Source organism: Pseudomonas sp., assembly GCF_030683065.1.
Taxonomy (GTDB): Bacteria; Pseudomonadota; Gammaproteobacteria; order Pseudomonadales; family Pseudomonadaceae; genus Aquipseudomonas.
The window spans coordinates 1-21407 of the sequence record NZ_JAUXMX010000027.1 but is presented as its reverse complement, the minus strand read 5'-3'; the positions used below and the strand labels follow the sequence as shown (position 1 = coordinate 21407).

Below are 21407 nucleotides of genomic sequence, written 5' to 3'. Positions count from 1 at the left end.
TCATCCGCAAACCAGACCGCTTTTGGCGGCGTTCGCGACTATAGCAGTAATGATTAAGTGCTTCAATTCCATAAAAAATTGTTATGATTGCGCGATGACAATTCCTACTTCTACGACCTCCGGCGTTCAGCTGCTTGAGGTTGCGCCTGAACTTGCCGGTCAGCGCATTGATAACTTTCTTCGCACTCAGTTAAAGGGTGTGCCCAAAACGTTGATTTACCGCATCTTGCGCAAAGGCGAGGTGCGCGTGAACAAGGGGCGCATCAAGCCGGAGTACAAACTGCAGGCGGGCGATATCATTCGCGTTCCGCCGTTGCGTCTGGCTGAGCGCGATGAGCCCGCGCCCTTGGCGCAGGGGCTGCTTGCGCGGCTGGAGGCGGCAATCGTCTTTGAAGACAAGGCCTTGATCGTGCTTAACAAGCCGGCTGGTATTGCCGTGCATGGTGGCAGCGGTCTTAACTACGGTGTGATAGAGGCGTTTCGTCAGTTGCGTCCGGACGCTAAGGAGATTGAGCTGGTTCATCGTCTCGATCGAGATACATCCGGGCTTCTGATGATCGCCAAGAAGCGCAGCATGCTGCGGCATCTGCATGAGGCGCTGCGTGGTGATGGCGTCGATAAGCGCTACATGGCGCTGGTGCGCGGGCATTGGGCAACCGCCAAGAAGCGGGTCAATGCGCCTTTGCAGAAGAGCAATCTGCGTTCTGGTGAGCGTATGGTTGAGGTCAACGATGAGGGCAAGGAGGCGCTGACGCTGTTCCGCGTATTGCGCCGCTTCGGTGAGTTCGCCACCCTGGTCGAGGCCAAGCCGGTGACTGGGCGCACCCACCAGATTCGCGTGCATGCCCAGTACGCAGGGCATTGCATTGCCGGCGACAGCAAGTACGGGGATGACGAGTTCAGTCGCGAGATTCGTGAATTAGGTGGCAAGCGTTTGTTCTTGCACGCCTATGCGTTGGTTGTGCCGCTGCCGGGTGGTGGCGAGCTCAAGCTGGAGGCGCCAGTCGATGCCACGTGGGCGCACACGCTGGAGCGTTTGAGTGCCTGATTACGAGCTGTTGATCTTCGATTGGGATGGTACGTTGGTTGATTCCATCGGTCGTATCGTCGAGTCGATGCACTGGGCTGCGGATTTCTGTGCGCTGGCTCGCTGCTCTGATGCGCAGGTCAAGGGGATTATTGGCCTTGGTTTGCCGGAAGCGATAGCTATCCTGCATCCCGAGCTAGCTGGGACGGCTCTTGTCGAGCGCTTTCGTCATTGTTACAGCGAGCGTTACTTGGCGCTTGAGGCTCAGCCCTCGGCGCTGTTCCCGGGTGTGGCTGATGCGTTAGAGATGTTTCGGGCGCAGGGTTACCGTCTGGCGGTGGCCACAGGCAAAACCCGCCATGGCTTGCAGCGTGTGCTGGCAGGGCGTGGCTGGCTGGATTACTTCGATGTCACGCGCTGTGCCGACGAAACCGCAAGCAAGCCCGACCCGCTGATGCTGGCTGAGATCCTCGACCATTGTGGCGTTTCTGCTAAGCGGGCCTTGATGGTGGGCGACTCGTCGTTCGATTTGCAGATGGCTCGGCACGCAGGGGTGGACTCGGTGGCTGTTGGCTACGGGGCTCAGTCCTTGGCTGTGCTGCGCGAGTATGAGCCGGCACTGGCGATAGAACATTTCATGGAGTTGCATGCCTGGCTCGTTCGGCGTGCAAGTGGGCAACTGATTAAGGTGGATGAAAATGTCAGATGAATGGAAGGCTCCGGCTGTGGGCGATGGCGATGGAAAGAGCTGGAAGTTGCTGGAAAAAACCTTGCTGGCAGGTGTCCAGGAGCAGCGTCGAGCGCGGCGCTGGGGGATTTTCTTCAAGTCGCTGACCTTTTTATACCTTTTTGCCGCGCTGGCGCTATTTGCGCCACTGTTTAATCTGACGGAGAGCGTCAAGAGCGGTGCGAGTCATACCGCGCTGATTGAGGTGCGCGGAATGATCGCCGATAAGGAGATGGCCAGTGCCGACAATATAGTTGGCAGCCTGCGCGCCGCATTCGAGGACGCCAATACCAAGGGTGTGATCCTGCGGATCAATAGCCCGGGTGGCAGTCCGGTGCAGTCTGGTTATATCTATGATGAAATCCTGCGCCTGCGCGCCGAATATCCGGCGATCAAGCTGTATGCGGTTATCACCGATCTTGGCGCCTCTGGAGCCTATTACATTGCCAGTGCTGCCGATCAGATTTACGCCGACAAGGCCAGTCTGGTCGGGTCGATTGGTGTGACGGCGGCCGGTTTCGGCTTTGTCGGGGTCATGGAGAAGCTGGGCGTTGATCGTCGGGTGTACACCGCAGGCGAGCACAAGGCATTTCTCGACCCGTTTCAGCCGCCCAGGGAAGATGAAGCGCTGTTTTGGCAGGGTGTCCTTGAGACCACGCACAGGCAGTTCATTGATAGTGTCAAGCGGGGGCGCGGTGACCGGCTGAAGTCGGCGGAGCACCCGGAATTGTTCTCAGGTCTGGTGTGGTCGGGTGAGCAGGCGCTGCAGCTTGGCTTGATCGACGCGCTGGGGAATACCAGCTATGTGGCGCGTGACGTGATCGGCGAAAAGGAGTTGGTCGATTTCACTGTCAAGGAGTCGCCGCTCGATCGCTTTGCCAAGCGCCTTGGCGCTAGTGTCGCCGAGAATGTGGCCTTGTGGATGGGCTTTCAGGGGCCAGCCCTGCGCTAGTTGAACGTGTTTGCAGGTAAGCCCGGTTATCGACCGGGCTTTTCTGTTTGTGGATTATGGGATGTCGATGCCGCTCGCGTGAAGCATGTCTACCAGGCGGATCAGGGGTAGGCCGATCAGGCTGGTGGCGTCAGTGCCTTCAGTGCTGCGAAACAGGCTGACGCCCAGGCCTTCAGCCTTGAAGCTGCCGGCGCAGTCGTAGGGCTGCTCAGCCTCCAGGTAGCGGGTGATTTGTGCGTCGCTCAGCTGGCGAAAATGTACGGTGAAAGTGATGCAGTCGGTCTGGCAGTGGTTGCTTTGGCTGTCGAGCAGAGCCAGGCCGGTTAAGAAGGTGACGCTGTTGCCGCTTGCGGCGAGTAGCTGCGCGTGAGCGCGTTCATGCGTTTCGGGTTTGCCGAGAATTTGGCCGTCAAGTAGCGCGACCTGGTCGGAGCCAATGATCAGGTGTTGCGGGTATTTGGAGGTCAGTGCGCGAGCTTTTTCTTCTGCCAGGCGGCGCACCAGTGCTCGGGCGTCTTCGTCGGGTCGAGCGGTTTCGTTGATCTCGGGCGCGCACCAAGCAAAGGGCAGGCGCAAGCGGGTCAATAGTTCTCGGCGGTAGGGTGAGCTGGATGCGAGCACCAGTGGTGGCATATATATGCGTCTCCTTTTAATAGGTGGGCAATTCTAGACTGCACTCTTGGTGCTGGACAGGCTGATGGTGCTGGGCACGCTGAATATCCTTTGACAGGGGCGGGGTGCATCCATAGAATGCGGCGCCTATGTTAAATGCACCGATTCCACCTCATGTTGATCCGCGAAAATTGGCTGATCGTGGTGCCACGCTTGAAGGCGTGGTACCGCTAGTCGATTTGGCGCGACTCTGCGACCCGCTTGCCGATAACCAAGGCGCGGTTCGTGTGAAGTTTTTCTTCGAGCGTGATGAGCGTAATGCTGTGGTTTTCCATAGTGAGCTCGAGGTTGAGGTCAAGATGGTTTGCCAGCGTTGTCTGGAACTGGTTGCCCTGCAGATCAACAGCGCGTGTGATTACGCTGTGGTGAAAGAAGGTGCAAATACCCAGTCCGTGCCGAAAGGCTATGACGCGCTGGAGTTGGGTGAAGATCCATTGGATCTGCTGGCGCTGGTCGAGGAGGAGTTGTTGCTCGCCTTGCCCATTGTCCCGGTTCATGACCCTAAAGATTGCCAGCAGCCGGACGGCCTCGAAGAGCCCGAACCGAGCAAGGACGAGGTAACGCGGTCCAACCCGTTCAGTGTATTGGCGCAGTTAAAGCGTGACCCAAACGTTTAGGAGTTAATTAATTATGGCTGTTCAGCAGAACAAAAAATCCCGTTCCGCCCGTGACATGCGCCGTTCGCACGATGCTCTCGATGCTAGCACGCTGTCCGTTGAAAAAAGCACCGGTGAAATCCATCTGCGCCACCACGTATCGCCGGAAGGTGTTTATCGTGGTCGCAAAGTGATCGATAAGGGCGCTGACGAGTAATCCTTGTCTGCTCCGATCATCGCGATAGATGCAATGGGTGGGGACTTCGGTCCCCACAGCATTGTTCAGGCCAGCATTGCGTGCTTGGCTGAATACCCCTCGTTGCACCTGGTCCTAGTCGGCCAAGCCCCTCTCATTGAAGAATTGATCGCCCTCAGTCCTGGCGTGGACCGTTCACGTCTGTGTGTCGAGCACGCCGGCGAAGTGGTCGCCATGGATGAGCGCCCTGCGCAAGCGCTGCGTGGCAAGTCGGATTCGTCGATGCGTGTGGCGCTAGAGTTACTGCGTGATGGGCGTGTTCAGGCATGTGTCAGTGCGGGTAATACCGGGGCCTTGATGGCGTTGTCGCGTCATGTGCTGAAAACGTTGCCGGGGATCGATCGCCCGGCCATGGTAGCGGCTGTGCCGACTCAGGCCGGCTGCTGCCACGTGCTCGATTTGGGGGCCAATGTCGACTGCAGTGCCGAGCAGCTCTACCAGTTTGCAGTGATGGGTGCGGTGGCGGCTGAGGCGTTGGGGGTTGTGCGGCCGCGGGTCGCGCTGCTCAATGTCGGTACTGAAGTGGTCAAGGGTAATCAGCAGGTCAAGCTTGCTGCGAGCCTGTTGCAACAGGCTCATGGTTTGAATTACATCGGTTTTGTCGAGGGTGACGGGCTTTACCGTGGTGACGCCGATGTAGTGGTGTGTGACGGTTTTGTCGGCAATATCCTGCTCAAGTCCAGTGAAGGTCTGGCGACTATGATCGCCCGGCGCGTCGAGCTGTTGTTCAGGCGTAATGTTCTTTCGCGGCTTGCGGGTTTAGTGGCGATGCCGGTATTGCGCCGCTTGCGTAGCGAGTTGGCGCCCGCGCAGCACAATGGTGCGAGCTTGCTCGGTCTGCAGGGTATTGTGGTCAAGAGTCACGGTTCGGCGGGGGTGGACGGTTTCAAGAGCGCCATTCGTCGCGCGCTTCGGGAAATTGAAGATGATTTGCCGCAGCGCCTGCACGGTCGTCTTGAGGATATGTTGCTCTGAGTTGATGTTGATGCGTTTAGTGGGCTTGTCGGGGTGCCGACGATTACGTGGTCTGCTAATGTGACCGCGTCGTGCGGCCCGCCATCCAACTGTCAGTTTGTTGTGCCGGGCTCTGCCGGGTGCAAATTTTTTGACGATAAGACCATAGAGGCTCGTTTACATGTCTGCATCCCTCGCATTCGTCTTTCCAGGGCAAGGCTCGCAGTCGCTGACAATGTTGGCTGGACACGGCGCTCAGCCAGTTGTTATCGATACATTTGCCGAGGCTTCCGAAGCGCTTGGCTACGACCTCTGGGCCTTGAGCCAGCAGGGGCCTGAAGAACAACTCAATCAAACCGACAAGACACAGCCGGCGATCCTTGCGGCATCCACCGCCTTGTGGCGCCTGTGGCGCGCTGAGGGTGGCCTGCAGCCTGCGTTCGTTGCTGGGCACAGCCTGGGTGAATACTCGGCGCTGGTTGCTGCGGGCGGCCTGGCATTCGCTGAGGCAGTTAAGTTGGTGGAGTTGCGTGGTCAGTTGATGCAGCAGGCTGTTCCGGCAGGCCAGGGTGGCATGGCGGCTATCCTAGGGCTGGACGACGCGGACGTGCTGGCTGCCTGTGCCGATGCGGCACAAGGTGACGTAGTGAGTGCGGTGAATTTCAATGCGCCAGGGCAAGTGGTGATCGCAGGTTCGGCTGCTGCCGTGGCGCGCGCTGTCGAGGCATGCAAGGCCCGTGGTGCCAAGCGTGCGATGTCACTGCCGGTCAGCGTGCCGTCGCACTGCGCGCTGATGCGCCCGGCTGCCGAACGTTTCGCAGAGGCGGTTGCGGCCGTTGCCTGGCAAACGCCACAGATTCCGCTGGTGCAGAATGTCAGTGCCAGCGTGGTTGCGGATCTCGAGACACTCAAGGCCGATCTGTTGGCGCAGCTTTACAGTCCGGTACGCTGGGTTGAGTCGATCGTTTGCATGTCTGAGCGAGGCGTGACCGATCTGGTCGAGTGCGGTCCGGGCAGGGTACTGTCGGGGCTGAACAAGCGCTGCGTTAAAGGTATCAATACGTATAATCTGGACACCCCAGACGCCTTTGCCGCCGCACGCGCGGCCTTGGCCTGAATTTAGGAGAGGTTGTTATGAGCCTGCAAGGTAAGGTTGCTCTGGTAACCGGCGCGAGCCGCGGCATTGGTCAAGCCATTGCCCTGGAGTTGGGGCGTCAAGGCGCCATTGTGATCGGAACAGCGACTTCGCCGTCTGGTGCCGAGCACATCGCCGAATACCTGAAAGAACATGGCGTCGAAGGTGCTGGTCTGGTGCTGGATGTCAGCAGCAATGAATCGGTTGCCACGACTATTCAGCACATTCAGCAACACCTTGGTCAGCCTTTGATCCTGGTCAATAACGCAGGCATCACACGCGATAATCTGATGTTGCGGATGAAAGATGATGAGTGGTTTGATGTCATCAACACTAACCTGAACAGCCTGTATCGGTTGTCCAAGGCAGTGCTGCGCGGCATGACCAAGGCGCGCTTCGGGCGCATCATCAACATTGGTTCGGTTGTTGGTGCCATGGGCAATGCCGGGCAAGTGAACTATGCTGCGTCCAAGGCTGGGCTGGAAGGTTTCGGTCGTGCGTTGGCGCGTGAAGTCGGTTCGCGGTCGATTACGGTCAATGCGGTCGCGCCTGGGTTTATCGATACTGATATGACCCGCGAGCTGCCGGAAGCACAGCGTGATGCATTGCTGACACAGATTCCGCTGGGTCGTTTGGGGCAAGCTGAAGAGATCGCGAAAGTGGTCGCTTTCCTCGCTTCCGATGGCGCAGCCTACGTCACAGGGGCTACTATCCCTGTGAACGGCGGAATGTATATGAGCTGAATGTGACTCAGGCCTTCAGAAAACTGTCATAAACGCTGTCTAAAATCCGTTATAAAGCTGCAGTAGGGTTTAGGTGGATCGTTGAAGTGTTCTGGGGCAACCTGGCATTTTGCTTGAAATGCTGAAAACCCTTTATATACACTTGGCCGCAGACAGCTGCCCGGATTTGTCCAATAGGAGTGAAAACACGGTATGAGCACCATCGAAGAACGCGTCAAGAAAATCGTTGCCGAGCAACTTGGCGTCAAAGAAGACGAAGTAACCAATAGCGCTTCCTTCGTTGAAGACTTGGGTGCCGACTCCCTTGACACTGTTGAGCTGGTGATGGCTCTCGAAGAAGAATTCGAGACTGAAATCCCGGATGAGCAAGCTGAGAAGATCACCACTGTTCAAGAAGCGATCGATTACGTTACTGCGCACGCGCAATAAGCTGATCGTCGGTTCCTGACCTGGAAAAGCCGCACAGCCCTTATCGGGCGTGCGGTTTTTCTTTGAAGGGGTGTTGAAAGCTGTTGTGCGGTTTGTATGACAAGCATTGACGTGAGGTAGGGCTCGTTCGCTGTATTGCGGGCCGACTCACTTGCTGCGCTCGCTCTGCGGGCCAGCGTTTGGCTGTTGCTACACCACACGGTGTAGTCTCTTGCCTGTTCTTCGCTCGTTATCTGCTGTCAGGATGCGGGGGACGATAGGTGTTGAATAACCGAATAAGAGGAGATTGCTGTGTCGCGTAGACGCGTCGTGGTTACCGGTATGGGCATGCTGTCGCCGCTGGGTAACGATGTGCCGAGCAGCTGGCAGGGCATTTTAGCCGGACGCAGTGGCATCGCACCCATCGAGCACATGGATCTTGGCGCCTACACCACCCGCTTTGGTGGTTCGGTCAAAGGGTTCAATGTCGAGGAGTATTTGTCCGCCAAAGAGGCGCGCAAGCTCGATCTATTTATTCAATACGGCCTGGCCGCGAGCTTTCAGGCTGTGCGCGATTCCGGGCTGGAAGTGACCGATGCTAACCGCGAGCGCATCGGCGTAGCCCTGGGCTCGGGTATTGGTGGTTTGACCAATATCGAAAACAACTGCAAGTTACTGCATGAGTTGGGGCCGCGGCGCATTTCGCCGTTCTTCGTGCCTGGTTCGATCATCAATATGATTTCTGGCTTCCTGTCGATCCATTTGGGGCTGCAGGGACCGAATTATGCGATCGCCACTGCCTGCACCACCGGCACACACTGCATCGGTATGGCTGCGCGTAATATTGCCTACGGTGAAGCCGATGTAATGGTCGCCGGCGGTGCCGAGATGGCAGCATGTGGTCTGGGCATCGGTGGTTTTGCAGCGGCGCGGGCACTGTCGACACGCAATGATGATCCGACCAGTGCCAGTCGTCCGTGGGACAAGGGTCGTGATGGCTTCGTGCTGTCGGATGGTGCTGGTGCACTGGTCCTTGAGGAGTTGGAGCATGCCAAGGCGCGCGGCGCGACTATCTATGCCGAGTTGATTGGTTTTGGCATGAGTGGCGACGCTTATCACATGACGTCACCGCCCGAAGACGGTGCCGGTGCCGCACGTTGTATTGCCAATGCCATGCGCGACGCTGGATTGAATACCGATCAGGTGCAGTACATAAATGCCCACGGTACCTCGACGTTGGCGGGGGACAAGGCTGAGGTTGCAGCTATCAAGTCGGTGTTCGGCGACCATGCCAACAAACTTGCCGTCAGCTCGACCAAGTCGATGACCGGGCACCTGCTGGGTGCGGCTGGTGCGGTTGAGGCTATCTTCAGTATCTTGGCCATTCGTGAGCAAGTGGCGCCACCAACCATCAATCTGGACGAGCCTGGTGAGGGTTGTGATCTCGACTTTGTGGCTCACCAAGCCAAAGCGATGCCTATTGATGTTGTACTGTCCAACTCCTTTGGCTTTGGCGGCACCAACGGTTCTCTGGTGTTCCGCCGGTACGCCGACTGATGTTGAGTTGGATCGACGGTCGGCCGATGGAGTTGCTCTCTGTCAAGGATCGCGGTCTGGCTTACGGCGATGGGCTGTTTGAGACCATCGCCGTCAATGCGGGCATTCCTGTATTGCTGGAGCGGCACATGGCTCGGCTTGGGGCGGGTTGCGCGCGCTTGCTTATCGATCTTGACCTGACGGTGGTGCGCGCAGAGCTGCTGGCGTTTAGTCGTGAGCTGGGTGATGGCGTCGCCAAGTTGATTGTGACTCGCGGTGACGGCGTGCGCGGTTACGCGCCGCCGAAGGCTGTGGCGCCGCGACGAATTCTACAAGGCGGTACCAAACCAGCTTATCCAGTCTGCAACGCAGAACTGGGCGTACGTTTATTTCCCTGTGCTACACGACTGGCCGAGCAACCACTTTTGGCTGGAATGAAACATCTGAATCGACTCGAGCAGGTGCTTGCGCGCGCCGAATGGCAGGACGCAGAGCATGCCGAGGGTTTGATGCTTGATACCTCTGGTCGGGTGGTCGAGGGTGTCTACAGCAATCTGTTTCTATGCAGGGATGGGGTGCTGTTTACACCCGATCTTTTTCGTTGTGGTGTAGCCGGAGTGATGCGTGCCGAACTGTTGGCGCAGGCTGAGAGTTATGGTGTGCGTTGTGAGGTGCGTGATATTGGTCTTGATGGACTGCTGCAGGCCGATGAGGTTTTTCTCTGCAATAGTCTTTACGGCATCTGGCCTGTACGCGCTCTGCAGCGGCATCAGTGGTCGGTCGGCCCGTTGACCCGTAAACTGCAAGCCATAGCCTGCGATCTACTGGACAGCTGATTCGTGATACGTAAATTGTTGTTACTGCTTGAGAGCAGTGTATTAATTGCTGGTTTGCTGGTGGCCTTTGTCGCCTGGCAGCAACACTCGGCGCTTGAGCAGCCGTTGCAACTGCGCGAGGAGCTTCTGCTTGAGGTGCCTGCTGGTGCAACCCCCGGTGGCGTGCTCAATCGCTTGCAGGCTGACGGTGTTTTGCAAGATGCCCTGTGGCTGCGGCTTTACTGGCGCTTCAATATCAAAGGGCAGCCTCTGCACAGTGGCGAGTATCGCCTCACTCCAGAACTCAGCGTGCGCGATATGCTGGGGTTGTGGCAGCGTGGTGAGGTGGTGCAGTACAGCCTGACCTTGGTCGAGGGCTGGAGTTTTCGCCAGGTTCGTGCGGCGCTGGAGCGTCAAAGCAAGCTTGAGCTGACCTTGACCGAGCTGAGCGATGCCCAGTTAATGGCGCGCCTTGGCTACTCAGGAATCAATCCTGAAGGGCGCTTCTTCCCTGACACCTACCGTTTCGTGCGTGGCATGAGCGACCTCGATCTACTCAAGCAAGCCTATGTTCGCCTAGAACAGGTATTGGCAGAGGAGTGGCAAGGTCGTGATGAGGGGCTGCCTTATAAGGAGCCTTACGACGCCTTGATCATGGCCTCAATTATCGAAAAAGAAACCGGTGTACCCGAGGAGCGCGGTGAGATTGCCGGTGTATTCATTCGTCGTCTGCGCATCGGCATGCGCCTGCAAACCGACCCAACAGTGATCTATGGCATGGGTGAGCGCTATAACGGCAAGTTGACGCGCGCCAACCTGCGTGAGCCGACGGCCTACAACACCTATGTAATTGATGGCATGCCGCCGACGCCGATCGCCATGGTCGGTCGGGAAGCGATCAATGCTGCCCTGCATCCGGTGGCGGGCAAGAGCTTGTATTTCGTCGCTCGCGGCGATGGCAGTCATGTGTTCTCCAATAACCTCGAGGCGCACAATCGCGCGGTGCGCCAGTACCAGCTCACGCGCCGTGAGGATTACCGTTCAAGCCCTGCACCCGTGCAGTCGAACAATCAATAAAGGACAGCCTGTGAGCGGTTTGTTTATCACGCTGGAAGGCCCCGAAGGCGCTGGCAAAAGTACTAACCGTGAGTTCCTCGCCGAGCGCCTGCGGGCACAAGGTATAGAGGTGCTGCTGACTCGGGAGCCAGGTGGTACTCCGCTGGCTGAGCGTATCCGCGAGCTGTTGTTGGCGCCGAGTGATGAGCTGATGGCGGCTGATACCGAGTTATTGCTGGTGTTCGCTGCCCGTGCCCAGCACCTGGCTCAAGTAATTCGTCCCGCGTTAGCCCGCGGCTGTGTCGTGCTCTGCGACCGTTTTACCGATGCGACCTATGCCTACCAGGGTGGTGGCCGCGGTTTGTCGGAGGCCCGCATTGCTGTGCTGGAAAGCTTCGTGCAGGGCGATCTGCGTCCGGATTTGACCCTGGTGTTTGATTTGCCGGTTGAGGTCGGTCTGGCCCGTGCTGCGGCACGTGGTCGCCTGGACCGATTTGAACAAGAGGGGCGGAGTTTTTTTGATGCGGTGCGCCAGACCTATCTGCGTCGTGCCAGTGAAGAGCCTCAGCGGTATCGGATATTGAATGCTGCGCAGTCCCTCAGTCAGGTGCAGCACGATCTGGATGACATGCTGCTGCAGATTGTGGAGCTATGCCGTGGCTGATGCCTATCCCTGGCAGGCACCTCTCTGGCAGCAGTTGGCGGGGCGCACGCAGCATGCTCATGCCTACCTGTTGCATGGGCCGGCCGGTATTGGCAAACGCGCACTCGCCGAGCGCCTGATGGCGCGTTTGCTCTGCCAGCGGCCGCTAGGCCTGGACGCCTGTGGCCAATGCAAGTCTTGCCATTTGCTGTCTGCTGGCACCCATCCGGACAACTACATTCTGCAGCCGGAAGAAGTCGACAAGGCGATCAAGGTCGACCAGGTGCGTGATTTGGTCGGTTTCGTGGTGCAAACCGCTCAACTGGCCGGGCGTAAAGTGGTGTTGGTCGAGCCGGCCGAAGCGATGAATCTGAACGCGGCCAACGCCTTGCTGAAAAGCCTGGAAGAGCCTTCCGGCGATACGGTTTTGTTGTTGATCAGTCACCAGCCCAGTCGCTTGCTGCCGACGGTGAGGAGCCGCTGTGTGCAGCAGGTCTGCCCACTGCCGAGTCAGGCGATGAGCCAGGCCTGGTTGGCACAGGCGCTGCCGGAGTGTACGGATGATGAACGCGAGGAATTGCTCTGTTTGGCAGCGGGTTCGCCTTTGGTCGCCGCGCGCATGCATGTCCAGGGGGTGCGGCAGCAGCGGGCCCTGATAGCCGAAGGGGTCAAGAAGCTACTTAAGCAGCAGATTGCACCGAGCCAGCTGGCAGAAAGCTGGAATGCCGTATCCTTGCAGTTGCTGTTCGACTGGTTCTGCGACTGGGCGCAGTTGATCCTGCGTTATCAACTGACCCGTGACGAGGTCGGTCTGGGGCAAGCCGATATGCGCAAGGTCGTGCAATACCTGGCCGAAAAAACACCGCAGCCGAAAGTTCTGAGGATGCAGGATTGGTTGCTGGCACAGCGACAGAAAGTTATGGGTAAAGCCAACCTTAACCGTGTTTTGCTGCTCGAAGCCTTGTTGGTGCAGTGGGCAAGCTTGCCCGGACCGGGCTAGAATCGGCTATCGAGTAATAAAACCAGGAACGCCGCATGAGCTTGCCACCTAATTTGGGCCCGCGTAACGGAATCCTGTCTCTGACTATCAAAGACAAGTCCGTGCTCTATGCCGCTTACATGCCCTTTATCAAAAATGGCGGGCTGTTTATCCCGACCAACAAGAGCTACAAGCTTGGTGATGAAGTGTTCATGCTGCTCAACCTGATGGATGAGCCGGAAAAGATCCCGGTTGCCGGCAAGGTTGCGTGGATCACGCCTAAGGGGGCACAGGGCAATCGCGCCGCCGGTGTCGGCGTGCAATTCAATGACGGCGACAACACTGCGCGTAACAAGATCGAGACTTACCTTGCGGGTGCACTGAAGTCGGATCGGCCAACCCACACCATGTAACCGCGACCGCAGGTCTCAAGCTCCAAGCCACAAGTAAGCTGCTGCGCTTCGGACTTTTGCTTGTGGCGCGCGGCCTTTCGCTTGAGGCGTCTCATGCTTATCGATTCTCACTGTCACCTTGATCGTCTCGATCTTTCTGCTCATGGCGGCTCCCTCGATGCTGCGCTGGATGCGGCGCGGGCACGTGGTGTCGGTCATTTTCTTTGTATCGGGGTCAGTGCCGATAATGCAGCGGCGGTCAAAGGCTTGGCTGAGCGTTACGCCGATGTCGATTGCTCGGTCGGGGTTCATCCGCTTGATCTGCAGCCGGGCGCGGCGCCAGCTCTTGACTGGTTGCTGGCGGAGCTGAATCACCCTCGGGTGGTGGCCATAGGGGAGACCGGGCTGGATTATCACTATGAGCCGCAAGCCGCAGAGCTGCAGCAGCAGGCTTTCCGTCTGCACCTGCAGGCAGCCACGATCACTGGGAAGCCCGTGATCGTGCATACCCGGGAGGCGCGTGCCGATACTCTTGCCTTGCTGCGCGAGGCTGCTTTGCCGCAGGCCGGGGTGCTGCACTGCTTTACTGAAGACTGGGCGATGGCCAAGGCGGCACTGGATCTAGGCTTCTATATATCCCTGTCGGGCATCGTCACCTTCCGCAATGCCGATGCGCTTCGTGAGGTCGCCCGCCAGGTGCCGGTTGATCGCTTGTTAGTCGAAACCGACTCACCTTATTTGGCGCCAGTGCCGCACCGCGGCAAGCCTAATCTGCCGGAATATGTGCGCGACGTAGCTGAGTATCTGGCGCTGTTGCGGGGTGTGAGCTTCGAGCAGTTGGCCGATCAGACCAGTGCCAATTTCAAGCGCTTGTTCCCGCTTGCACGGGTTGTCTGAGGTCTGTGCTGACTGATCGCGAGCGAGCGCGGCCAGTCTACTGCGCTCACCGACCAGCAGGGCGCTAACCGCCGCAACCCGTTCGTGGTGGATAATCGTTGAGGCAAAAAAAACCCGGGCTCTGGGGGGGAGTCCGGGTTAAGACCATTAGGAGTAAATCAAGGCACGCGGTCCACGACACCTTGCCCGGCGGGACACTTGGGGGATATGCCGCACGCCAGTACTGATGAGTATTGGCGAAGTTTACTGAACGTCCAGGCTCATTGGTCTCGTTTTTTAAACAAATTTGGAATACCTGGCCGGCTGCTGAGTCCTCACCCTGTTGCCAGCTGGTGCAGCAGGCCTAGGGTTTTCTCTATTACCTGTGCCTCGCTGTAAAAATGTGGGGACAGGCGAATGCCGGCGCCGCGTTGCGCGCAGATCACCTGTTCGGATCTAAGGCGCTGGAACAGTGACTGATTATCCCAACCGGCGAGGCTGAACGTGACGATGCCGGCGCGACGATCTGGATCAATTGGGCTGTGCAGTGTGATGCCGGACATGCTGGCCAAGCCGTCGAGCAGCCATTGCACGCGCTCCTGCACGGCTTTACCGACCTCTACCATGCCGACTTCCTCCAGGAGTGACAGGCTGGCCTCGAGTGCCATGGTGCCGAGCATGTTCGGGCTGCCGCACTCGAAGCGCCTGGCCGAGTGCGCAGGCTGCCAGTCCTGGCGCAGATAATCACCATGGTGTTCGAGCATATGCCAGCCATATTCGTGCAGCTCAAGCTGCGCGCGCAGATCACTGCGGCAATAGAAGACGCCAAGCCCTTCTGGACCGAGTAGCCATTTATGCCCGTCGGCCATGGCAAAAGCGCACTGGCAGGCCTGGGTATCGAAGGGCAGGGCGCCAAGTTGCTGGATCGCATCGACACAAAACAATACGCCGAGTTGCTGGCAGCCGTGGCCGAGCCGCTGTAGGTCCAGGCGCAGGCCGCTGGCGTATTGCACGGCGCTGATCGACAGCAGGCGGGTTCGTGGGCCGCAGGCGTTGAGCAGGTCGGTCTCGGGGTTACCGCTGTGCAAATTAACCGTGATCACCTCGACGCCCTGCGGTTCGAGCGCCTCCCAAACCACGCGGTTGGAGGGGAACTCCTCGTCGCTGATCACCACCTGGTCGCCGGCATGCCAGTCCAGGCCGAATGCCACGATAGACAGCGCCTGCGAGGTACTTTTGACCAGTGCTATATCGTCACTGTTGGGTGCGTTGAGCAGGCGCGTAAGGCGTTCGCGAAGGCTGTGCTCGACCAGCAGCCAGTCTGCATAGTCACGTGCCCCCACCCGGGTGTTCTGTTCGGCAAAGCGTCGCACTGCCAGTAGCACGCGATGTGGCCAGGGCGAGACTGCGGCGTGGTTCAGGTAGCAGAGGCCGGGAAGTTGTCGAAACTCGTCATGAATGCGGTACATGATCGGATGATCCGTGCAATTTTGCGCTAGTTAGGCATAATACCTGGCTTCGATTTTCGGCCTCTTAGTCTTTCTTATGCAGAATGAACCCCGTAAGGTCCGTGAGTTTCGCCGCCGCGAACAGGAAATTCTCGACACCGCGCTGAAACTGTTCCTTGAGCAGGGCGAGGACAGCGTTACTGTCGAAATGATCGCTGACGCCGTCGGTATTGGCAAAGGCACGATCTACAAGCACTTCAAGTCCAAGGCAGAGATTTACCTGCGCTTGATGCTCGACTACGAGCGCGATTTGAATGAGTTGCTGCATTCGGCCGACATCGACCGCGACAAGGAAGCGCTTTCGCGCGCCTATTTCGAGTTCCGCATGCGTGATCCGCAACGCTACCGCTTGTTTGATCGCCTGGAAGAAAAGGTAGTCAAGGGCAATCAGGTGCCGGAAATGGTTGAGGAGTTACACAAGATTCGCGCCTCCAATTTCGAGCGTCTGACTCAGCTGATCAAGGGTCGCATCGCCGAAGGCAAGCTTGAAGACGTCCCGCCATACTTCCATTATTGCGCGGCCTGGGCGCTGGTGCATGGTGCTGTGGCGCTGTATCACTCGCCTTTCTGGAGCAATGTGCTGGAAGATCAAGAAGGATTCTTCCAGTTCCTCATGGATATCGGTGTGCGCATGGGCAATAAGCGCAAGCGTGATACCGACGCGCCGGCTAGCTGACGGTATTCGGCCTGTTGATAGCGCATACAGTGCATGTGTCGTAGTCGATTGCGACGATATACTCCGGGTAATGTTAGCCGGAGTCCCCCATGATTGTTGATCGCCAAGGTCGACGTTTTCGCAATCTGCGAATAAGTCTGACCGCTGCTTGCAACTACGCCTGTACCTACTGCGTACCCGACGGCAAGCGCCTGGTTGCGGCGCAAGACGAGCTGTCCGCTGATTCCATGGTGCGCGGTGTCGGCTACCTGATTGAAGCCGCAGGTATCGAACGTTTGCGTATTACCGGCGGCGAGCCGTTGGTAAGTCCGAAACTGGATGCGTTTTTACGCGGCGTTAGCCCGTTGGGGCTGGCTGATATCAGCTTGACCAGCAATGGTCAGTTGCTCACGCGCAAACTGCCACTGCTGCTGGAAAGCGGCATCCGCCGCCTCAACATATCCCTGGATACCCTTGATCCCGTAGCATTTCGAACCATTGCCCGCGGCGGCGATCTGCCCACTGTCTTGGCCGGCCTGGACGAGGCGCATGCCGCCGGCATGCAAATCAAACTCAATATGGTGCCCTTGCGTGGGCAGAACCTCGACCAGATTTTGCCGTTGTTGGAGTATTGTCTTGAGCGCGGTTTCGAATTGCGCTTTATCGAATTGATGCGCATGGGTCATTTGGCGCGCGATGCCAACAGTTTCCTCCGCCAGTTCGTGGGGATGCCCGAACTGCTGGCCATGATTGGCGAGCATTACGGTTTCACCCAGGCTGATGCGCCGGTGGATGCCACCGCGCTGCGTTACGAGATTCCGGGACAAGGCTTTTTTGGTGTGATTGCCAATGAAAGTGTACCGTTCTGTCGTGCTTGCTCGCGTTTGCGTCTGTCTTCGACCGGTTGGCTGCATGGCTGTCTGTCGTCGAGTAATCGTCACTATGTCGGCGATCTGCTCGATAAGCCTCGTCATCAGGCGTTGCCTGCCTTGCAGGGCTTGTTGGTCAAGGCATTGGGCGACAAGCAGGAGGTTGCCTTTTCCGGGGGTGTGACCGTCATGAAAATTATTGGAGGATGAAAGCCGCAAGCCGTAAAAGTAAGGCGACTCCTATCGATTGTCCGAGGCCGCCTGGCTTGAGGCCTGACGCTAAAAGCCATGTCTGATTTCCCGATTGCCTATATCGAACCGGTATTCCGCCCGCCAAGCGAGGCTCACTCGCTTATTCTGCCAGTGACTAATGGTTGTTCCTGGAACAACTGTACCTTCTGCGAAATGTATACCCAGGAACAGAAGAAATTTCGCGCCCGCGATGAGTCGCAGGTGCTGGACGAAATTCGCCGCGCTGGCGAGCAGCTGATCGTGCAGCGGGTGTTTCTTGCCGATGGCGATGCCCTGGTGCTGCCGACGCGGCGCTTGTTGGTCATCTTGTCGGCCATTCGTGAGTACATGCCCAGCGTGCAGCGGGTTTCGGGCTACTGCCTGCCACGCAATCTGCGTAAAAAATCGGTCGACGAGCTGAAGGAACTGGCTGATGCCGGATTGCGCATGGCCTATGTGGGCTGCGAGTCGGGCGACGACGAGGTGCTGGCACGGATCAACAAGGGTGAAACCTTCGAGTCGAGCCTGAGCGCCCTGGATAAGCTGGGGCAGGCGGGGATTACTCGCTCGGTGATGATCCTCAATGGCCTTGGTGGCGTCACGCTCAGTGAGCAGCATGCCGATAACTCGGCGCGACTGATGAACGCCGCGCAGCCGGAGTTCCTGTCGACCCTGGTGGTGAGCTTTCCTCAGGGTGAGGCACGCTTTCGCCAGGCGTTTGCCGATTATCAGCCGTTGACTCAACAGCAGCTGTTCATCGAGGTTGAGCGCCTGTTGCGGGGGCTAGAGCTGCGTGACACGGTGTTTCGCAGCGACCATGCTTCAAACTATCTGGTGCTGAAGGGCAACTTGGGTGCGGACAAGGCACGTCTGCTGGCGCAGGTGCGCGCAGCCATCGAGCAGCCGCAAGGCGCCGGGTTACGTCAGGAGTGGCAACGCGGCCTGTGATGGCGTGGAACCTGCATTATTGGTCTGTCCGCCGGTATTCCGTCACCGGCAACGGGAGGAGAGTAATGCGCAGTCTGATATCAATCCTGGCGCTGATGGTCTTGGGTGGCTGCATGAAGGTCAGCGACCTGGCTGATGGCGCTACCTATCAATTGCGCGATGCCGGTTTTCTCGATCATGGGCGAACCGAGCGCATGGCCTCGCGGCGTCTGCAGCAGGACTCGTTCATCTACATCGCTCAAGGACACTTTGTTCCCCCAGGTGTGGCTTATCCTCGACCCAATGTGGTGGCTGAGGAGGCGTTCAAGGGCTTCGTCGAGTATTTCCCCATGGTCCGCCGAGCACGCAGTCCAGCTGGTCTGGAGGATGCCATGGCTCAGGCGCGTGGGGCCGGTGCGCATTATCTGCTCTACAGCCGCTTTGCCTATGCCGATGACCGTATCGGTACCGGGGATGAGTGGGCAGATCAGCAGGTGCTGGACCGGCTTGGTACCGACCGCAGCGTCATTCAGCTGATGCTGATTGAGACCAATACCCGCTATCTGGTCGATAGCACGCGGATTCGCAGTCGCGGCGGCTTCCTGACATTCTATGATGCCAAACCAGAAGACTTGCTCGGTCCGCCGCTGCGCGATTATGCCCGCAGCCTGATTGGACTGGGCCGCTAAGGAAATTTGCATGACCGACCCAGGTAAAGCCGGCGACCTGCTGGCACAGATTCCCAAGAGTGAGAAGGGCTTGCCGCCCGTACACCTGTGGAATCCGGACTTTTGCGGTGACATCGACATGCGCATCGCCCGTGACGGCAGCTGGTATTACATGGGCACACCGATTGGCCGCAAGCCGATGGTCAAGTTGTTCTCAACCATCATTCGCCGCGATGGCGACGATTACTTCCTGGTCACCCCGGTGGAGAAGGTCGGGATCAAGGTCGACGATGCCCCCTTCGTTGCGGTCACTCTGCTGGTGGATGGTGAGGGTGAAGCGCAGGTACTGCGGTTCACTACGAACGTCGACGAGGAAGCCGTTGCCGGTGCCGAGCACCCGCTTCGGGTCGAGTTGGATGCGCAGACTCAGGAACCTGCACCCTACGTGCATGTGCGCAGCAACCTGGAAGCATTGATTCACCGCAATGTGTTCTATCAACTGATCGAACTGGCCGTGCCGCGCGAGATAGATGGGCAGACTTGGCTCGGCGTGTGGAGTAGTGGGCAGTTCTTCCCGATTGGGCCGCAGCCTTAAGGCTCGCTGGCAAGGGCGCACGTGCTGACCATGTCCGCGAGGTGTGCGCGGCCGAGTATATGGGCCAAAAAAAGGCTCCCGAGGGAGCCTTTTTTACGCGTCTTACATGTTGGGGTAGTTCGGTCCGCCGGCACCTTCTGGTGCTACCCAGGTAATGTTCTGTGCCGGGTCCTTGATGTCGCAGGTCTTACAGTGCACGCAGTTCTGCGCGTTGATCTGAAATTTCTTCTCGCCGTCTTCCTGGGTGACGATTTCATATACGCCGGCCGGGCAGTAGCGTTGCGCCGGTTCGTCGTACAGCGGCAGGTTTTTGCTCAGCGGAATGCTCGGGTCGGTGAGCTTCAGGTGGCAAGGTTGTTCCTCTTCATGGTTGGTGTTGGAGAGGAATACCGAGCTCAGTTTATCGAAGCTGAGTTTGCCGTCCGGTTTCGGGTAGCTGATTTTCGCAGCTTCCGCGGCCGGTTTGAGGCAGGCGTAATCCGGCTTGGTGTCGTGCAGGGTAAAGGGGATCTTGCCGCCAAACAGATTCTGGTCGAGGAAGTTGAAGGCGCCGCCACCGAGTACGCCGAATTTGTGGATCGCCGGGCCGAAGTTGCGGCTGCAGAATAGTTCTTCGTAGAGCCAGCTTGCCTTGAATCCGTCGACATAGCCGGTCAGTTGGTCGCCGCCTTCGCTGCCTGCGAACAGCGCGTCGGCTGCTGCATCGGCGGCCAGCATGCCGGACTTCATCGCGGTGTGGCTGCCCTTGATTTTTGCGAAATTCAGGGTGCCGAGATCACAGCCGATCAGCGCGCCGCCGTTGAACACCATTTTCGGCAGCGAATTTAGCCCGCCCTTACTAATAGCACGTGCACCATACGCCACGCGTTTTCCGCCTTCCAGGTACTGAGCAATTACCGGGTGATGTTTGTAACGCTGGAATTCATCGAACGGCGACAGGTGCGGATTGCTGTAGGACAAATCAACGATCAAGCCGAGTACCACCTGGTTATTCTCCAGGTGGTAGAGGAAGGAGCCGCCGGTATTTTCGCTATCGCTCAGTGACAATGGCCAGCCTGCGGTGTGCACGACCAAACCTTGTTCGTGCTTGGCCGGGTCAATGTCCCAGATTTCCTTGATGCCGATGCCGTAATGCTGAGCGTCGGCTTCGCTGTCGAGGTTGTAGGTCTTGATCAGTTGCTTGCCAATATGGCCGCGGCAGCCTTCGGCGAACAGGGTGTACTTGGCGCGCAGTTCCATGCCAGGTGTGTAGTACCCCTCTTTGGGGTTGCCTTCACGATCCACGCCCAGGTCGCCGGTGAGAATCCCGTAGACCGCGCCCTTGTCGTCGATCAATGCTTCTTGCGCGGCGAAGCCCGGGTAGATTTCCACGCCCAGGTTCTCGGCCTGCTGGGCCAGCCAGCGGCACAGGTTGCCCAGCGATATGATGTAGTTGCCATGGTTGTGCATGGTCTTGGGTACGAAGAAGTCCGGGATCTTGCTGGCTTTCTCGGCATTCTTGAGTATGTAGATGTCGTCGCGTTTGACCGGGGTGTTTAGCGGGGCGCCGAGCTCCTTCCAGTCGGGGAACAGTTCATTCAATGCGCGGGGTTCGAATACTGCACCAGACAAGATGTGCGCGCCTACTTCGGAGCCTTTTTCGACCACGCAGACGCTGATTTCTTTACCGGCTTCGACGGCTTTTTGCTTTAGACGGCAAGCGGCGGACAAGCCGGCAGGGCCGGCGCCGACGATGACGACGTCGAATTCCATAAACTCGCGTTCCACAGGCTATCTCCTACTCAGGCTCTCTAATTTTATTTGGCGATCAGGCTCGTTCCCTGGGCGATGCTGGCGCATTATATCTGCACCCTCCTAGCGGGCCAATACAAACGTTTGTTTGAATATTCTGTAGTCCTGCTAGAATCCTACTACATCGCAGCTGACTGGCCGACTCATTGTATTGACCCGGTCAGGTCGTACGGTCAAGATACGGGCGGTTTTGCGTTCGCCGTCTGGGTCGAAGGTTGGTTCCGGCCAATCTGCATCACCCGCCATGTTCGCTTCTGGCGACATTCCTATTCACCGGAGAGTAACGAGGAATCCATGAAGGTTCTTGTAGCTATCAAACGAGTGGTCGACTACAACGTTAAAGTGCGCGTCAAAGCGGACAACAGCGGCGTTGATCTTGCCAACGTCAAGATGTCG

General features: G+C 58.0%; 24 protein-coding genes and 1 pseudogene. 22 read left to right on the top strand and 3 right to left on the bottom strand.

Annotation, left to right across the window (positions count from 1 at the left end):
- The first annotated feature begins 94 nt into the window (after nt 1-94).
- The 3 genes from rluC to Q8K09_RS06480 are packed head-to-tail and all read left to right on the top strand — an operon-like array spanning nt 95 to nt 2706.
- Nucleotides 95-1048: a 23S rRNA pseudouridine(955/2504/2580) synthase RluC gene (gene rluC / locus Q8K09_RS06490; protein WP_305254151.1), complete on the top strand. Its 954-nt coding sequence runs from the start codon at nt 95-97 to the stop codon at nt 1046-1048.
- On the top strand, nt 1041-1736 hold the full coding sequence (locus Q8K09_RS06485) for an HAD-IA family hydrolase (protein ID WP_305254150.1): 696 nt from the start codon (nt 1041-1043) through the stop codon (nt 1734-1736). Before rluC ends, Q8K09_RS06485 begins: the two co-directional genes overlap by 8 nt.
- On the top strand, nt 1726-2706 hold the full coding sequence (locus Q8K09_RS06480; protein ID WP_305254149.1) for a S49 family peptidase: 981 nt from the start codon (nt 1726-1728) through the stop codon (nt 2704-2706). Before Q8K09_RS06485 ends, Q8K09_RS06480 begins: the two co-directional genes overlap by 11 nt.
- A 54-nt stretch (nt 2707-2760) precedes the next feature.
- On the opposite strand, the gene Q8K09_RS06475 is transcribed toward Q8K09_RS06480, so the two are convergent.
- Nucleotides 2761-3339, bottom strand: coding sequence for a nucleoside triphosphate pyrophosphatase (locus Q8K09_RS06475; RefSeq protein ID WP_305254148.1), 579 nt, complete (start codon nt 3337-3339; stop codon nt 2761-2763).
- A 128-nt stretch (nt 3340-3467) separates the two neighbouring features.
- Between Q8K09_RS06475 and Q8K09_RS06470 the strand changes: the two genes are divergently transcribed.
- The 13 genes from Q8K09_RS06470 to Q8K09_RS06410 all read left to right on the top strand — a co-directional run bounded on the left by Q8K09_RS06470 (nt 3468) and on the right by Q8K09_RS06410 (nt 13788).
- Complete coding sequence (locus Q8K09_RS06470) at nt 3468-3995, top strand: YceD family protein (RefSeq protein WP_305254147.1); 528 nt, start codon at nt 3468-3470, stop codon at nt 3993-3995.
- 13 nt (nt 3996-4008) lie between these two features.
- Entirely contained in the window at nt 4009-4191 is a 183-nt protein-coding gene (rpmF, locus tag Q8K09_RS06465) for a 50S ribosomal protein L32 (RefSeq protein WP_079201670.1), read from the top strand.
- Between the two features lie 3 nt (nt 4192-4194).
- A complete protein-coding gene (plsX, locus tag Q8K09_RS06460) occupies nt 4195-5205 on the top strand; it encodes a phosphate acyltransferase PlsX (protein ID WP_305254145.1) in 1011 nt (336 codons plus the stop codon).
- Between the two features lie 160 nt (nt 5206-5365).
- Nucleotides 5366-6301, top strand: a complete 936-nt coding sequence (gene fabD, locus Q8K09_RS06455) for an ACP S-malonyltransferase (protein ID WP_305254144.1) — start codon at nt 5366-5368, stop codon at nt 6299-6301.
- Nucleotides 6302-6318: 17 nt separating this feature from the next.
- Nucleotides 6319-7062 (top strand): 3-oxoacyl-ACP reductase FabG, encoded by a 744-nt coding sequence (gene fabG / locus Q8K09_RS06450; protein WP_305254143.1) that lies wholly within the window; start codon nt 6319-6321, stop codon nt 7060-7062.
- A gap of 192 nt (nt 7063-7254) precedes the next feature.
- Nucleotides 7255-7491, top strand: a complete 237-nt coding sequence (gene acpP / locus Q8K09_RS06445; protein WP_090497298.1) for an acyl carrier protein — start codon at nt 7255-7257, stop codon at nt 7489-7491.
- A gap of 291 nt (nt 7492-7782) precedes the next feature.
- A complete protein-coding gene (gene fabF, locus Q8K09_RS06440; protein WP_305254142.1) occupies nt 7783-9027 on the top strand; it encodes a beta-ketoacyl-ACP synthase II in 1245 nt (414 codons plus the stop codon).
- Nucleotides 9027-9842 (top strand): aminodeoxychorismate lyase, encoded by an 816-nt coding sequence (gene pabC, locus Q8K09_RS06435; protein ID WP_305254141.1) that lies wholly within the window; start codon nt 9027-9029, stop codon nt 9840-9842. The genes fabF and pabC overlap by 1 nt, the downstream gene beginning before the upstream one ends.
- Before the next feature lie 3 nt (nt 9843-9845).
- Nucleotides 9846-10898 (top strand): endolytic transglycosylase MltG, encoded by a 1053-nt coding sequence (gene mltG / locus Q8K09_RS06430; protein ID WP_305254140.1) that lies wholly within the window; start codon nt 9846-9848, stop codon nt 10896-10898.
- Between the two features lie 10 nt (nt 10899-10908).
- Complete coding sequence (gene tmk / locus Q8K09_RS06425; RefSeq protein WP_305254139.1) at nt 10909-11541, top strand: dTMP kinase; 633 nt, start codon at nt 10909-10911, stop codon at nt 11539-11541.
- Nucleotides 11534-12520: a DNA polymerase III subunit delta' gene (locus tag Q8K09_RS06420; protein ID WP_305254138.1), complete on the top strand. Its 987-nt coding sequence runs from the start codon at nt 11534-11536 to the stop codon at nt 12518-12520. The genes tmk and Q8K09_RS06420 overlap by 8 nt, the downstream gene beginning before the upstream one ends.
- Nucleotides 12521-12555: 35 nt before the next feature.
- On the top strand, nt 12556-12912 hold the full coding sequence (locus Q8K09_RS06415) for a PilZ domain-containing protein (protein WP_289635133.1): 357 nt from the start codon (nt 12556-12558) through the stop codon (nt 12910-12912).
- 93 nt (nt 12913-13005) lie between these two features.
- Complete coding sequence (locus Q8K09_RS06410; protein ID WP_305254137.1) at nt 13006-13788, top strand: TatD family hydrolase; 783 nt, start codon at nt 13006-13008, stop codon at nt 13786-13788.
- Nucleotides 13789-14102: 314 nt separating this feature from the next.
- Here Q8K09_RS06410 and Q8K09_RS06405 read toward each other — a convergent pair whose 3' ends face one another.
- Nucleotides 14103-15236, bottom strand: coding sequence for an aminotransferase class V-fold PLP-dependent enzyme (locus tag Q8K09_RS06405; protein WP_305254136.1), 1134 nt, complete (start codon nt 15234-15236; stop codon nt 14103-14105).
- Between the two features lie 76 nt (nt 15237-15312).
- On the opposite strand from Q8K09_RS06405, the gene Q8K09_RS06400 reads away from it, so the two are divergent.
- From Q8K09_RS06400 to Q8K09_RS06380, 5 genes are all read left to right on the top strand, one after another.
- Complete coding sequence (locus Q8K09_RS06400) at nt 15313-15951, top strand: TetR/AcrR family transcriptional regulator (protein WP_305254135.1); 639 nt, start codon at nt 15313-15315, stop codon at nt 15949-15951.
- Between the two features lie 89 nt (nt 15952-16040).
- Nucleotides 16041-17009 (top strand): GTP 3',8-cyclase MoaA, encoded by a 969-nt coding sequence (locus Q8K09_RS06395; protein ID WP_305254134.1) that lies wholly within the window; start codon nt 16041-16043, stop codon nt 17007-17009.
- A 78-nt stretch (nt 17010-17087) separates the two neighbouring features.
- The gene (locus tag Q8K09_RS06390) at nt 17088-17978 is read left to right on the top strand and encodes a radical SAM protein (protein WP_305254133.1); all 891 of its coding nucleotides are present in this window, start codon (nt 17088-17090) and stop codon (nt 17976-17978) included.
- 65 nt (nt 17979-18043) lie between these two features.
- Nucleotides 18044-18646 carry a DUF4823 domain-containing protein gene (locus Q8K09_RS06385; protein ID WP_305254132.1) on the top strand — a complete coding sequence of 201 codons (603 nt, stop codon included), beginning with the start codon at nt 18044-18046 and terminating at the stop codon, nt 18644-18646.
- Between the two features lie 10 nt (nt 18647-18656).
- Nucleotides 18657-19220, top strand: coding sequence for a DUF1285 domain-containing protein (locus Q8K09_RS06380; protein ID WP_305254131.1), 564 nt, complete (start codon nt 18657-18659; stop codon nt 19218-19220).
- Nucleotides 19221-19322: 102 nt separating this feature from the next.
- On the opposite strand, the gene Q8K09_RS06375 is transcribed toward Q8K09_RS06380, so the two are convergent.
- Entirely contained in the window at nt 19323-20987 is a 1665-nt protein-coding gene (locus Q8K09_RS06375) for an electron transfer flavoprotein-ubiquinone oxidoreductase (protein ID WP_305254130.1), read from the bottom strand.
- A 318-nt stretch (nt 20988-21305) separates the two neighbouring features.
- Between Q8K09_RS06375 and Q8K09_RS06370 the strand changes: the two are divergent.
- Nucleotides 21306-21407 (top strand): annotated as a pseudogene (locus tag Q8K09_RS06370) (electron transfer flavoprotein subunit beta/FixA family protein); the annotation flags it as partial.

What these genes read in the sequence shown, in the direction of transcription:
- rluC (WP_305254151.1), top strand. Translation starts at nt 95, where the DNA reads ATGACAATTCCTACTTCTACGACCTCCGGCGTTCAGCTGCTTGAGGTT.
- Q8K09_RS06480 (WP_305254149.1), top strand. Translation starts at nt 1,726, where the DNA reads ATGTCAGATGAATGGAAGGCTCCGGCTGTGGGCGATGGCGATGGAAAG.
- Q8K09_RS06475 (WP_305254148.1), bottom strand. Translation starts at nt 3,339, where the DNA reads ATGCCACCACTGGTGCTCGCATCCAGCTCACCCTACCGCCGAGAACTA.
- Q8K09_RS06470 (WP_305254147.1), top strand. Translation starts at nt 3,468, where the DNA reads ATGTTAAATGCACCGATTCCACCTCATGTTGATCCGCGAAAATTGGCT.
- rpmF (WP_079201670.1), top strand. Translation starts at nt 4,009, where the DNA reads ATGGCTGTTCAGCAGAACAAAAAATCCCGTTCCGCCCGTGACATGCGC.
- fabD (WP_305254144.1), top strand. Translation starts at nt 5,366, where the DNA reads ATGTCTGCATCCCTCGCATTCGTCTTTCCAGGGCAAGGCTCGCAGTCG.
- fabG (WP_305254143.1), top strand. Translation starts at nt 6,319, where the DNA reads ATGAGCCTGCAAGGTAAGGTTGCTCTGGTAACCGGCGCGAGCCGCGGC.
- acpP (WP_090497298.1), top strand. Translation starts at nt 7,255, where the DNA reads ATGAGCACCATCGAAGAACGCGTCAAGAAAATCGTTGCCGAGCAACTT.
- pabC (WP_305254141.1), top strand. Translation starts at nt 9,027, where the DNA reads ATGTTGAGTTGGATCGACGGTCGGCCGATGGAGTTGCTCTCTGTCAAG.
- Q8K09_RS06415 (WP_289635133.1), top strand. Translation starts at nt 12,556, where the DNA reads ATGAGCTTGCCACCTAATTTGGGCCCGCGTAACGGAATCCTGTCTCTG.
- Q8K09_RS06410 (WP_305254137.1), top strand. Translation starts at nt 13,006, where the DNA reads ATGCTTATCGATTCTCACTGTCACCTTGATCGTCTCGATCTTTCTGCT.
- Q8K09_RS06405 (WP_305254136.1), bottom strand. Translation starts at nt 15,236, where the DNA reads ATGTACCGCATTCATGACGAGTTTCGACAACTTCCCGGCCTCTGCTAC.
- Q8K09_RS06400 (WP_305254135.1), top strand. Translation starts at nt 15,313, where the DNA reads ATGCAGAATGAACCCCGTAAGGTCCGTGAGTTTCGCCGCCGCGAACAG.
- Q8K09_RS06395 (WP_305254134.1), top strand. Translation starts at nt 16,041, where the DNA reads ATGATTGTTGATCGCCAAGGTCGACGTTTTCGCAATCTGCGAATAAGT.
- Q8K09_RS06390 (WP_305254133.1), top strand. Translation starts at nt 17,088, where the DNA reads ATGTCTGATTTCCCGATTGCCTATATCGAACCGGTATTCCGCCCGCCA.
- Q8K09_RS06385 (WP_305254132.1), top strand. Translation starts at nt 18,044, where the DNA reads ATGCGCAGTCTGATATCAATCCTGGCGCTGATGGTCTTGGGTGGCTGC.
- Q8K09_RS06380 (WP_305254131.1), top strand. Translation starts at nt 18,657, where the DNA reads ATGACCGACCCAGGTAAAGCCGGCGACCTGCTGGCACAGATTCCCAAG.